11 protein-coding genes and 1 tRNA gene are annotated in these 12,301 nt (G+C 62.1%); 4 read left to right on the top strand and 8 right to left on the bottom strand.

Translation table 11 applies throughout. The features are described 5' to 3' along the window. Positions 1 to 200 precede the first annotated feature (200 nt). The gene (gene tesB, locus J5274_RS02590) at positions 201 to 1,082 is read right to left on the bottom strand and encodes an acyl-CoA thioesterase II (protein ID WP_142824639.1); all 882 of its coding nucleotides are present in this window, start codon (positions 1,080 to 1,082) and stop codon (positions 201 to 203) included. A 5-nt stretch (positions 1,083 to 1,087) separates the two neighbouring features. Here tesB and J5274_RS02585 point away from each other — a divergent pair, with 5 nt between their 5' ends. After that, on the top strand, positions 1,088 to 2,380 hold the full coding sequence (locus tag J5274_RS02585) for a ubiquinone biosynthesis hydroxylase (protein WP_257625649.1): 1,293 nt from the start codon (positions 1,088 to 1,090) through the stop codon (positions 2,378 to 2,380). Positions 2,381 to 2,387: 7 nt separating this feature from the next. On the opposite strand, the gene J5274_RS02580 is transcribed toward J5274_RS02585, so the two are convergent. The 4 genes from J5274_RS02580 to J5274_RS02565 form a co-directional block, all read right to left on the bottom strand. Next, positions 2,388 to 2,576 carry a Trm112 family protein gene (locus J5274_RS02580; protein WP_111219606.1) on the bottom strand — a complete coding sequence of 63 codons (189 nt, stop codon included), beginning with the start codon at positions 2,574 to 2,576 and terminating at the stop codon, positions 2,388 to 2,390. Positions 2,577 to 2,584: 8 nt separating this feature from the next. Further along, positions 2,585 to 3,247, bottom strand: coding sequence for an LON peptidase substrate-binding domain-containing protein (locus tag J5274_RS02575; protein WP_142824641.1), 663 nt, complete (start codon positions 3,245 to 3,247; stop codon positions 2,585 to 2,587). A 148-nt stretch (positions 3,248 to 3,395) separates the two neighbouring features. Next, entirely contained in the window at positions 3,396 to 4,364 is a 969-nt protein-coding gene (gene trxA / locus J5274_RS02570; RefSeq protein WP_142824642.1) for a thioredoxin, read from the bottom strand. Between the two features lie 57 nt (positions 4,365 to 4,421). Then, on the bottom strand, positions 4,422 to 4,931 hold the full coding sequence (locus J5274_RS02565) for a prolyl-tRNA synthetase associated domain-containing protein (RefSeq protein WP_142824643.1): 510 nt from the start codon (positions 4,929 to 4,931) through the stop codon (positions 4,422 to 4,424). A gap of 249 nt (positions 4,932 to 5,180) precedes the next feature. On the opposite strand from J5274_RS02565, the gene J5274_RS02560 reads away from it, so the two are divergent. Together J5274_RS02560 and J5274_RS02555 are read left to right on the top strand one after the other, a co-directional pair. Continuing rightward, positions 5,181 to 5,255: transfer RNA gene (locus J5274_RS02560), tRNA-Gly, on the top strand. A 196-nt stretch (positions 5,256 to 5,451) separates the two neighbouring features. After that, the gene (locus tag J5274_RS02555; protein WP_142824644.1) at positions 5,452 to 6,213 is read left to right on the top strand and encodes an IclR family transcriptional regulator C-terminal domain-containing protein; all 762 of its coding nucleotides are present in this window, start codon (positions 5,452 to 5,454) and stop codon (positions 6,211 to 6,213) included. Positions 6,214 to 6,262: 49 nt separating this feature from the next. Here the strand turns inward: J5274_RS02555 and J5274_RS02550 are convergent, their stop codons facing one another. Together J5274_RS02550 and J5274_RS02545 are read right to left on the bottom strand one after the other, a co-directional pair. Then, positions 6,263 to 8,305, bottom strand: coding sequence for an NAD(+) synthase (locus J5274_RS02550; protein ID WP_142824645.1), 2,043 nt, complete (start codon positions 8,303 to 8,305; stop codon positions 6,263 to 6,265). 199 nt (positions 8,306 to 8,504) lie between these two features. After that, the gene (locus J5274_RS02545) at positions 8,505 to 9,005 is read right to left on the bottom strand and encodes a ferritin-like domain-containing protein (RefSeq protein ID WP_142824646.1); all 501 of its coding nucleotides are present in this window, start codon (positions 9,003 to 9,005) and stop codon (positions 8,505 to 8,507) included. A 360-nt stretch (positions 9,006 to 9,365) separates the two neighbouring features. On the opposite strand from J5274_RS02545, the gene J5274_RS02540 reads away from it, so the two are divergent. After that, positions 9,366 to 10,685, top strand: a complete 1,320-nt coding sequence (locus J5274_RS02540; RefSeq protein WP_142824858.1) for a glucoamylase family protein — start codon at positions 9,366 to 9,368, stop codon at positions 10,683 to 10,685. Positions 10,686 to 10,738: 53 nt separating this feature from the next. Here the strand turns inward: J5274_RS02540 and J5274_RS02535 are convergent, their stop codons facing one another. Beyond that, on the bottom strand, positions 10,739 to 12,271 hold the full coding sequence (locus tag J5274_RS02535; RefSeq protein ID WP_142824647.1) for an aldehyde dehydrogenase family protein: 1,533 nt from the start codon (positions 12,269 to 12,271) through the stop codon (positions 10,739 to 10,741). Between the last annotated feature and the right edge of the window lie 30 nt (positions 12,272 to 12,301).

Raw genomic sequence — 12,301 nt, 5'->3', positions numbered from 1 at the left:
CTCGGCACAGGCCGACCCTTCTCGACGCCGACCATCGAATGGGCAGCGACTGGTCTTCTACATTCAAAGGCCGTGCCAGATTCAAATCAGCCATTAAGCCGTTGAAAATCAATGGGATAAAAACACATCCCCAAAAATGAGGCAATTTCGGCGTCTGAAAGCGAGCAAATATAAGGCAAATTTACGATTTTGCACGTTAATTAGGCATTTGCCTTTTTCCGAATCAAGCCTTCCTGGGCGACGGAGGCAATCAGCACGCCTGACCGGTTAAAAAGGCTTCCCCTGGCCAGTCCACGCGCTCCGGAGGCGCTCGGACTGTCCTGAGTGTAAAGAAGCCAATCGTCCAGCGCGCACGGACGGTGGAACCACATGGCGTGATCGATGCTCGCCACCTGGAGGCTGGGATCGAATATCGATGTGCCGTGCGCAAACAGCGCGCCGTCGAGAAGCGTCATGTCCGACAGGTAGGCCAGCACGGCCGCCTGGTAATGGCGGTCGTCCGGCACCGGGCCGGTCGCGCGCACCCACACGTCCTGCTGCGGATCGAGCTTGGTGTTGGAAAAATAATGCGTCAGCGACACCGGCCGGATCTCGATCGGCCTCGGTTGTTCCCAGTACCTGCGGATCGAGGCCGGCGCCTGGGCGAGATATTTCTCCTTGATCTCCTGTTCCCCGAGGAGTTCTTCCGGCGCCGGTCGCGCGGGCATGGCAATCTGGTGATCGTAGCCGGGCTCATCGATCTGGAACGAGGCCGACATCGAGAAGATCGCCTGGCCGTGCTGGATGGCAAGCACGCGCCGGGTGGCAAAGCTGCCGCCGTCACGCAGCCGTTCGACCTGGTAGAGGATCGGCACGGAGGGATCGCCGGGTCGCATGAAGTAGCCGTGCAGGGAGTGGATGTGACGGTGGGCATCCACCGTGCGCTGCGCCGCCATGACGGCCTGGCCGACCACCTGGCCGCCGAACACCCGCTGCCAGCCGACATCAGGAGAGACGCCACGGAAAAGATTGACCTCGATGGCCTCCAGATCCAGCGTCGAGAGCAATTGTTCCATGGCGGCGGAATGGGGGTGGCGCGACATAATGGATGCTCTCCGGCAGTAGGAACGGACGTCAGGCTGATCTATATAGACGGGCAGTGGATCACGGGAAGCAGGAGAGCGCAATGTTGGACATGCTGGTGGTAGGTGGCGGTTACGTGGGCCTTTCCGCAGCGGTGGCTGTCAAGCAGGCGGCCCCGCATCTCGATGTGATGGTGATTGAGGCTGCGCCTGAGGGTAGCTGGAAGAAGGATCAGCGCGCCTCGGCGATCATCACCGCAGCCTCGCGCATGCTCTCCGTCTTCGGCGTCTGGGACGACATCCTTCCCGAGGCCGAACCGATCACCAAGATGATCGTCACCGATTCGCGCACCGCCGACCCCGTTCGCCCCGTCTTCCTGACCTTCGAGGGTGCAGTTGTCGAAGGCGAACCCTTTGCCCACATGGTGCCGAACGTCGCCATGGTCGGCGCGCTCAGGGGAGCCTGCGAAAGGCTCGGCATCACCATCCGCGAAGGCCTCTCCGCGACCGACTTCAAGACTGCCGACAGCAGCGTGTCTCTGACCCTCTCCGACGGCAGCATGCTGGAGGCCAAGCTGCTGGTGGCCTGCGACGGGGTAAAATCGAAGCTGCGCGAGATGGCCGGCATCAAGACCGTCAGCTGGAATTACGGCCAGTCCGGCATCGTCACTACCATCGAGCATGAGCGTCCGCACAATGGCTGCGCCGAGGAGCACTTCCTGCCCTCCGGCCCGTTTGCCATACTGCCACTCAAAAACAATCGCTCTTCGCTGGTCTGGACGGAGCGCACGGCCGATGCCGACCGGCTGGTCGCTGCCGACGACCTGATCTTCGAGGAGGAACTGGAACGTCGTTTCGGCCGCAAGCTCGGCGCGCTGAAGGTGGTCGGCGGCAAACGCGCCTTCCCGCTCGGCCTGACGCTCGCCCGCGCTTTCGTGGCACCACGTCTCGCTCTCGCCGGCGACGCCGCGCACGGTATCCACCCGATCTCGGGCCAGGGTCTCAATCTGGGCTTCAAGGACGTGGCGGCGCTGGCGGAAACCATCGTCGAGGCGGACCGCCTAGGTATCGATATCGGCTCGATCCACACGCTGGAGCGCTACCAGACCTGGCGTCGCTTCGACACCTTCCGGATGGGCGTCACCACCGATGTGCTGAACAGGCTGTTTTCAAACGACGTTGCGCCGCTGCGTATCGCTCGCGATTTCGGCCTCGGCCTGGTCGACAGGTTGCCGGCGTTGAAATCCTATTTCATCGGCCAGGCTGCCGGCACGAGCGCCGCTCACAATCCCCGGCTGCTTGCAGGCGAGACGATCTGAGGACCGATCAGTCCTCGATGCGGCGGGCTTCCGAGGTCAACATAATCGGGATGCCGTCGCGGATGGGATAGGCGAGCCTAGCCTTTTCGGAGACGAGTTCATTACGCTCGCGATCATAGCTCAGCCGCGATTTCGTCAGCGGGCAGACGAGCAGGTCCAGGAGCTTGGTATCGACCTTGCTGACGGTATCGACCATCTCAGCACCTATTGCAGGATGGTGTCGGAATCGCCGAAACTGCGCGCCAGCACGATTTCGGTAATGGCGACGAACGTCTCGGCCCTTGTCTTGAGGTCCGGGGCTTCGAGCAACGCCTGTTTTTCGGCAGGTTCGAACGGCGCCATCATCGACAGCGAATTGACCAGCGTCATGTTGCCGGCCCGCTCCACGCTATCCCAGTCCGCCTCGAGCTTGTTGGCTTCCAGGAAGGCCTTGAATGCGGAGAGGAGGCCGGCGCGATCGACGCTGCTTTCCTCGTCTTCCGCCTTCAGATCCGCGAAGAATGGCGCGATGCGGAATGTCCGGTAGGGGTGATGACCGGAAATCTCGTCCATGACCCGGAAACGGCAAATCCCCGTCAGCGATACCATGTACCGCCCATCGCCGGTCTCGGCAAAGGACGTGATGCGTCCGAGACAGCCGACATGCGCAAGCTGGCCGCTATCCGCAGCGTCGCCCAGCGCCGGCTGGATCATGCCGATCAGCCTGTTGCCCGATATTGCAGCGTCGAACATCGCGAGATAGCGCGGTTCGAAGACATTCAGCGGCAACTGCCCGCCCGGAAGAAGCAGCGCCCCGGTCAGCGGAAAGATCGCGACCGATTCGGGCAGATCGCTCGGCTTCAGATATCTGGCGTTGCCCACCTGCATTAAAGGTTTCCCGTTCTGGTTACAGCGTCCACCATGCATCCTATGCGCAGCAGATGTCTCGTCAAGATGTGGGAACCGCCACCGAAAACGCAAGTGACGGGCCAGATTTTATGAGGATCGGCTAAGCCCTGAGAGAACAGGGCAAGCCCTACGAAAACAGGATTGAAGACAGTCGGCGTCTTGCAGCGATGGTGGCAGGATCTTTCGGACCCCAGACATCGAAGAATGCCAGCAGCTCGCGGCGAGCGCCGTCATCCTCGAAGGTCCGGTCGCGACGCATGATGGTCAGCAGGTGTTCGGCAGCCGCATTCCGGTCGCCCTCGACATTGCGGATCTTGGCAAGCTTGAGGCGCGCCGCGTGATCGTCCGGCTGCAGTGCCAGCTGCTGTTCGAGCGCTGAGGGGTCACCGAGCTTGGCAGCCTCCTCGATCTGGTCGAGCCTTTTCACCACCGCCTGGATGCCTGCATCCTTCGACAGCGTCTCCGGCAGATCGGTGAGCGCCTGGCGGGCCCGCTCGCTCTGGCCGGCGGCGATCATGCATTCGGCCATGCCGGCAAGCGCCTTGGGGTTCTCCGGGTCGGCCTGCAGGACGGCGCCGAAGAGCTCGGCAGCACCATGGATGTCCGACGAGGCGAGCAAGGCTGCTGCCTCCTCGAGAATGGCGGCGATTTCGGCAGCTTCTGCATCTGGGCCGGCAGGCCCGGCAATCTTGTCGATGAATTCGCGCACCTGGCTTTCCGGCACGGCGCCCATGAAGCCATCGGCAGGCCTGCCATCGACGAAAGCGATGACGGCCGGTATCGACTGGATGCCGAGCTGGCCTGCGACCGACGGGTGATCGTCGATGTTCATCTTCACCAGCTTGACGCGTCCGCCAGCCTCGTTGACGACCTTTTCGATCACTGGTGTCAGCTGCTTGCACGGACCGCACCACGGCGCCCAGAAGTCGACCAGCACCGGCTGCTTTCGGGATTCGTCGATCACGTCACGCGTGAAAGTCGCCGTCGTCGTATCCTTGATGTGGGAGCCGCCTGCAGCAGGGGCTCCCATGGCGACGGAGCCCGACATCTGTCCGCCCAGCGAAGCCGCGTTATAGGGATTGTCTGTGCCGCTCATGATGTCTCCCGTCTGTCCGCGTGTCCGGACCGAAATTATAGCGTTTATAATCGTATCTCAGGACGCAACTTTCAAGACGAGCGGCGTGTGGCCTGTCGCCTCCATGAAGCGCACGAGATCCTGCGTGGCGATCGAGGTCGTTGCCTCGTTCGACAGCGGGTGGCAATTGATGATGTCGTCCGCCATCAGCGCCTCGTCGATCACGAAGGTGACGTGGTGGCCGATATCGTTGATCGCGCCGAATGCCGTCACGGCACCAGGGATGACGCCGAGATATTCCATCAGCTTCTCCGGCTTGCCAAACGACACCTTGCTGGCCGCACCGATGAGGGTGTGGACCGTCTTCAGATCGACGGCAGCATTTTCCTCGACAGTCAGAAGGAAGAAGTTGTCCTTCTTGTCCTTTACGAAAAGGTTCTTGGTATGGCCGCCGGGAATTTGGTCGCGCAGCGATACAGATTCGGCGACGGTAAACACGGCGGGATGATCGAGCGTCGTGTGGGCGATGCCCAGCCCGTCCAGAAAGGCGAACAGATCGGCGCGGGTTTTCGGGGTCGGCTCGGTCATCGGATCTCACTTGGCAACGTCTGCAGAATGGGTCGCTGCGGTGATACGTCCCTGCCTGCCTTTTGGCAATCTTTTGGGGCGAAAGTCCTGCTGCTGAACGGTTTTTCGCATACGCTCCGAACTGTGTGACAAATTTTTCTCGAAGCCGAAAGATTTCCTGTTGCATTTGAAAAACGGTTGGGCCATATAGCGCCCGTCGCCGCAAGGTGGCGCCACGGTCCACAGACTACCCCCGGACCAGTGGGATGAGCGGGTGTAGCTCAGGGGTAGAGCACAACCTTGCCAAGGTTGGGGTCGAGCGTTCGAATCGCTTCACCCGCTCCAATTTCCCTCTCGACATGTGTCGATGACGGGACGCAAATGAGTAAAATCTTCCTGTACTAAAGATACAAATCATTCTCAGATGTGCGCGCTTCGCGCATTTCTGACGCCTTGGACTTCATCACAAATCCCGCATCTCGACCATCATGACCCTGTGCGATAGAAGCACTTTGTTGCCATATCGCACGAAGGGCCTCTGATGGACATGAAGCCGAGTGACATGATGGGCGGTCTTGCCAAGGGGCTGCGCGTCATCGAAGCGTTTACGGCCGAGACACCGCGCCTCAGCATTTCGGAGGCGGCCGCAATGGCGGGCCTCGATCGCGCCACCACGCGGCGCTGCCTGCTGACGCTGGCCGATATCGGCTATTGTGCCTATGATGGAAAATACTTCACCGTCACCCCGAGGGTGCTGCGTCTCGGCACCGGCTGCCTGGCGTCGATGCCGCTACCGCGTATTGTCCAGCCCTTTCTGGACAGGCTGTCCGAGACGATCCGGCAAAGTACGTCCGTGGCGATCCTCGACGAACACGAAATCGTCTACGTGGCGCGTGCCGCCGAGCGCAAGGTGATGTCGATCACGCTGATGCCGGGATCGCGCCTACCGGCCTACTGCACCTCGATGGGCCGCATTCTCCTCGCCACGCTGCCGCAAGATCAGGCGCGCGCGCTGCTATCCAGCGCGCCGCTGACGGCGAGGACTTCGTTTACGCTGACAGATCCGGACGCCATCCTTGATGAGCTCGGACGCATAAAGGCGCAGGGTTACGCCGCCGTCGACCAGGAAGTCGAGATTGGGCTGCGCTCGATCGCCGTGCCGCTGAAGAATGCCCGTGGCCAGGTCGTCGCAGCGCTCAACACCGGCCTTCCCATGTCGGACGAGCCCATGCCCTCGGTCGTGGCACAGTATCTCGACGCTCTCCAGCAGACGAGCCGGGAACTAGCCGGGATCCTCAGCTGACCCCGACGAATAGAGGGTTCACAAGCCGTAGCTGCCCGACGTCACTGCCTCACGCATCCGGCACGTTGTCCGCCAGTTCCTTAAGCCAAAGCCGGGCATTGCCATCGGACGGTGCCCGCCAGTCGCCGCGCGGCGACAGCGAGCCGCCGGAGGTAACCTTCGGGCCGTTCGGAGAGGCCGAGCGCTTGAACTGGCTGATGGTGAAAAAGCGGAACAGGAAATTTTCCAGCCAGTGCTTGATCTCCGGCAGCGTATAGGCCTGCCTTTTATCGGCCGGAAAATTCGGCGGCCAGGCGCCGGCTTCGGCATCCTTCCAGGCGTGATAGGCAAGGAACGCCACCTTCGACGGCTTCAGCCCGTAGCGGCTGATATAATAAAGCGCGAAGTCGTGCAGCGCATAAGGACCGATCCGGTCCTCCGTGCTCTGGATCGCGCCATCTGCACCAGCCGGGACAAGCTCCGGCGAAATGATGGTGTTCAGCACCCGGTCGAGCGTGGCGTTTGTGTCGGCGTCGAAGTCGTTCGAGTGGATGACCCAGCGCACCAGATGCTGGATCAGCGTCTTCGAAACCGAGGCGTTGACGTTGTAGTGGCTCATATGGTCGCCGACGCCGTAGGTCGACCAGCCCAGCGCAATTTCCGACAGGTCGCCGGTGCCGAGCACGAAGGCGTTGCGCTGGTTGGCGGCGCGAAACAGGAAGTCGGTGCGCAAGCCTGCCTGCACATTCTCGAACGTCACGTCATAGACCGGCTCGCCGCCTGCGAAGGGGTGCCCGAGATCCTTCAGTAATTGCAGCGCCAGCGGCTTGATGTCGATCTCGTCGGCCGTGATATGGAGGCTGCGCATCAGTGCCCAGGCATTGGCCAGCGTTTCGTCACCGGTCGCAAAACCCGGCATGGTAAAGCCCAGGATATCCGAACGCGGCCAGCCCAGCTGGTCGAAGGCGCGGGCCGCCACCAGCAGCGCATGGGTCGAATCGAGGCCGCCGGAAATGCCGATGCACAAACGCTTGATGCCGGTTGCCTTGAGGCGCTTCTGCAGGCCCTGCACCTGTATATTAAAGGTCTCGTAGCAATCCTGCGCCAGCTGGCTCGGATCGGCGGGCACGAAGGGAAAGCGGGCAACAGTGCGGCGCAGGTCGCTATCACCTTCCGGCCGCGCAGTGCGGAAGCCGACGCGGCGAAACGCGCGGTCCGGATCGACATTGAGGGCAGCTTCCCCGAACGTTCCCTGACGCAGGCGTTCCTGCTTCAGACGCTCGACGTCGATATCGGCGATGCACATCTGCGAGCCGCCCGGAAAGCGCTCCGTCTCCGCCAGAAGCTCGCCGAGCTCGTAGACGCAGGCCTGTCCGTCCCAGGCGAGATCGGTGGTCGATTCGCCGGGACCGGCTGCCGAATAGACGTAGGCCGCCAGAGCCCGCGAAGACTGCGTGGCGCAAAGGCGCTTGCGCGTCTCGGACTTTCCGACTGTGATATTGCTTGCCGACAGGTTCGTGAGAATGGTCGCCCCCGCTAGTGCGCCGAAATCGCTCGGCGGCGTCGGCACCCAGAAATCCTCGCAGATTTCGATGTGGAAGACGAAATCGGGATGATTCTCCGCTTCGAACAGCAGATCGACGCCGAATGGGACGGTCTGGCCGCCAACCGCGATGGACGAGCCGCGAATGGTCCGGCCGGAAGCGAACCAGCGGCGCTCGTAGAATTCGCGGTAGTTCGGCGGATAGGATTTCGGCACCACGCCGAGGATTTTGCCGTCATGGATGGCAACGCCGCAATTATAAAGCCGGCCATCCTTGTGCAGCGGTGCACCGACGATCAGCACCGGCGCGATCGTGCGGGTGAATGCCGCGATATCGAGCAGCGCCTTCTCTACGCCCTCGAGCAGCACGCTCTGGCCAAGCAGATCGTCGATCGCGTAGGCGGAGACGGATAGTTCCGGAAACAGCATGAGGGCGACATGCTCGGCATGGCCGATTGTCGCCTGCCGCATGATCTCGGCAGCATTGGTCGCGGGATCGGCTATCTCGCAGACGGGAGTGCAGGCGGCAACACGCACGAAACCCTGGTCGTAGGCGGAGAAGAAGGTCATCGTAGTCTCCCTTCGCCGCCACCTAGGGCAGGGCGAAAATCACGTCAACTATGTCCTTCTATTAAGCCCTCAGGCAGCGGTCCGACAAGGGCGATGCGCCAGAGTTTGATGTCGCCGATATCAAGCTTCAGGCGGGTGGAAAGCCAAAAAAAGCGGCCGCCCCGGGGACGACCGCCTTTCTAGATGGAGAAGAGGTGCCTCAGGCGACCTTCTTCTTGCCCTTGTCATTGACCGAAGCGTTGGCCAGCTGAGTCAGCGCTTCGTCAGTTGCGCCTTCTTCCTGCAGCGTTGCATCGAGCAGGTCGGCGGCTTCCTTCATGCCGAGCTGTGTCGCCCAGTTCTTCAGCGTGCCGTAGCGGGCGATCTCGTAGTGTTCGACCGCCTGAGCGGACGAGATCAGACCTGCATCAAGGGCTGGCGACCCGGCGAATTCCTCGATGATCTCTTCACCTTCGGCGATGATCCCCTGGATGGCTTCGCAGGTCTTGCCGCGGGCGGGCTTGCCGACCAGTTCGAAAACCTGCTGCAGGCGTTCGATCTGGCCCTGGGTTTCTTCCTGGTGCTTCTTGAAGGCAGCTTTCAGTTCCGGCGACTGCGCAGCACGAGCCATTTTCGGCAGCGCTTTCACGATCTGGCGCTCGGCGAAATAGATATCTTTCAGCGTGTCGATGAAGAGGTCGTTGAGTGTTTTGTCGGCCATGAGGTTCTCCTGTGGGTTGGCTTTCAGGTGACTCAACCTGCATTCCGAGCAATTGTTCCGCTCGGTTCCGGACCATTGAAATCGACTTCCCCCATACCGAGGAGACGCTGGAGCACCGATAATTTCCCGGGCTGTCGGCCGCCTCGATTGTCGCTTTTCACACCGACCTTTAATTCTTGACGCCCCCGTGAGTTGAATTCTGGCGGTCTTTCGCAACTATTTTTGGCTGCGGATAGGGCAGACGCCACTTTCTTAAGCAATCGTTGATGAACGCGTGGCAGCATCGATCACATTGATTTGCAGTTGACGTTTGGCATGCCGCAAAGCACATGGAGGGGGCGGACAATGGATGGATTTGCAATGCTTCAACGCAGCGAGGAAACCGACGATGCCCTCGTCGATCGCCTTCAGAAATCTGCCTTCACCTATTTCCTGCGCCACACCAACCGCGAAAACGGGCTTGTGGCGGACACCTCGATCAAGGGCAGCCACTGCAGCATCGCGGCTGTCGGCTTTGCGCTTTCGAGCTATCCCGTCGCCATCGAGCGCGGCTGGATCGACCGGACGGAAGCAGCCGAAATCATCCTGACGACGCTGGATTTCTTTGCCGACAGCGACCAGGGCGAGGAACGCGCGGCCACCGGCCATCGCGGCTTCTATTACCATTTCATCGACATGAAGACCGGCAACCGCGCCTGGAACAGCGAGCTGTCGCTTATCGACACCGCCCTGCTGTTCATGGGCGTCCTCACCGTCGCCGCCTATTTCGACCGCGACGAGCCCGACGATGCCGAGATCCGCGAGCTTGCGACCATGCTCTACGAGCGGGCCGACTGGCGCTGGGCGCTGAACAAGGGCGACACGCTGACGATGGGCTGGAAGCCGGGCGGCGGTTTCCTGCGCTGGCGCTGGCAGGGCTACGACGAGGCGATCCTGCTCTATGCCATGGCGATGGCGTCGCCGACCCATCCCATTCCGGCAAAATGCTACGATGCCTTTGCCTCGACCTACAACTGGATGATGGTCAAGAACAAGCCGTTCCTCTATGCCGGCCCGCTTTTCATCCACCTGTTCTCCCACGCCTGGATCGACTTTCGCGGTATCCGCGACAAGTACATGGCGGAGAAGGACAGCGACTATTTTCTCAACACCCAGATCGCCATCGATACGCAGCGCGACTATGCCGACCGCAACCCCGGCCATTTTGCCGGCTATAGCCGCGAGGTCTGGGGCCTGACCGCCTGCGACGGACCCAACCCGACAGGCGGCCGCCATAGCCGGCGCGGGAGACCGAAAGTGCTGGGCTATGCCGCCCGTGGCGCACCGTTCGGCCCGGATGACGGCACCATCGCCCCCTGGGCGCCGCTCTCCTGCCTGCCCTTCGACCGCAAGGCAGCCCTCAGCGGTACCCGGGCGCTGATGTCGGCCTATCCCAACATCATGCTCGACGGATGCTTCGTCGGCGGCTTTAACCCGACCGTCGAAGGCAAGGGACCAGACGGCTGGGTCGATGACCGCTCGGTCGCCATCGACCAGGGTCTCCTGGTGATCATGATCGAGAACGACCGCACCGGATTGATCTGGAAGCTCCTGCGCGGCTCGCCGATCATGCGCAAGGGCCTCGAGAAGGCCGGTTTCAAGGGCGGCTGGCTCGATGGCGAACCTGACGCCATCTCCTGATTTTTCAAAGGAATGCGCGGCGGCCCCGGCCGCCGCGCATTCTATGGCATCCCTTATTCGACGTCGAACTTGACGCCCTGGGCGAGCGGCAGCGTGCGGCCGTAATTGATGGTGTTGGTGGCGCGACGCATATAGGCGCGCCAGGCATCCGAGCCGGATTCGCGGCCGCCGCCGGTTTCCTTCTCGCCGCCGAAAGCCCCGCCGATCTCGGCGCCGGACGGGCCGATATTGACATTGGCAATGCCGCAATCCGAACCGCGTGACGACAGGAAGGTCTCCGCTTCCCTTATGTCGTTGGTGAAGATCGACGACGAAAGGCCCTGCGGCACGGCATTGTGCAGGTCGAGAACCGCATCGAAATCGCTGTACCTGATGACGTAGAGGATCGGCGCGAAGGTTTCCTCGACGACCGGGCCGGTCTGCGCTGGGATTTCCACCAGCGCCGGCCGAACGTAGAAGGCATCCGCGCCATCGGCCTCAACGCGCTCGCCGCCGGTGACGGTTGCGCCCTCTGCCTTGGCTGCTGCCAGCGCCGCCTGCATCTTGTCGAACGCCTGCCTGTCGATCAGCGGTCCGACCAGCACGCCGTCTTCCATCGGATTACCGACGCTCACCGAGCCATAGGCCTTCTGCAATCGCGGTACCAGCTGGTCGTATACGCTCTCGTGGACGAATAGGCGACGCAGCGAGGTGCAGCGCTGGCCGGCCGTGCCCATCGCCGAAAAGGCGACGCCGCGCAGCGTCAGGTCGAGATCGGCCGTCGGGCAGACGATGGCGGCGTTGTTGCCGCCGAGTTCGAGAATGCCGCGGGCAAAGCGGGCGGCAAGTTTCGGGCCGACAGTGCGGCCCATGGCGGTCGAGCCGGTGGCAGACACCAGCGGCACCTTGACGTGATCGACCAGCGCTTCGCCGATATCGCGGCCGCCGATCAGCAGTGTCGAAAGATTAGCCGGCGCAGAACCGCCTTCCGCGACGTAGCGCTTCAGCGCCTTTTCGAACAGCGCCTGGGTGGCGAGCGCCGTCAGCGGCGTCTTTTCCGATGGCTTCCACACCGTCGAATTGCCGCAGACCATGGCCAGCGCCGCATTCCACGACCAGACGGCAACGGGGAAATTGAAGGCCGAGATGATGCCGGTGACGCCGAGCGGGTGCCAGCTTTCCATCATCCGGTGCTCGGAGCGCTCGGTGGCGATCGTCAGTCCGTAGAGTTGGCGGGACAGGCCGACCGCGAAGTCGCAGATGTCGATCATCTCCTGCACTTCGCCGAGACCTTCCGAGGTGATCTTGCCGACCTCGATGGAGACCAGCCGGCCGAGTGCCGCCTTGCCGGCGCGAAGCTCTTCGCCGAGCAGGCGGATCAGTTCGCCGCGTTTCGGCGCCGGAACCGTGCGCCAGGTGAGGAAGGCTTCATGCGCCGCGTCGATGGCCGCGCGGGCCTCTGCAACGGAGTGCTCCGGCAGGCGGCCGATTTCGCCGCCTGTGATCGGCGATGTTACCGACAGGGTGCCGCCGGTAAAGCGTTCCGTGGCGACGCCGAGGTCGGTTAAGATCTTTTTGGTTTCCTGGGCAAGATCGAGAGCGGTCATGTGAGGCTGTCCCTTGAGTTGGTCTGATGG

Origin of the sequence: Rhizobium sp. L51/94, assembly GCF_019355555.1 — a bacterium.
In the GTDB taxonomy this organism is placed as follows: Bacteria; Pseudomonadota; Alphaproteobacteria; order Rhizobiales; family Rhizobiaceae; genus Rhizobium; species Rhizobium rhododendri.
This window is presented reverse-complemented; position numbering and strand designations above follow the sequence as displayed.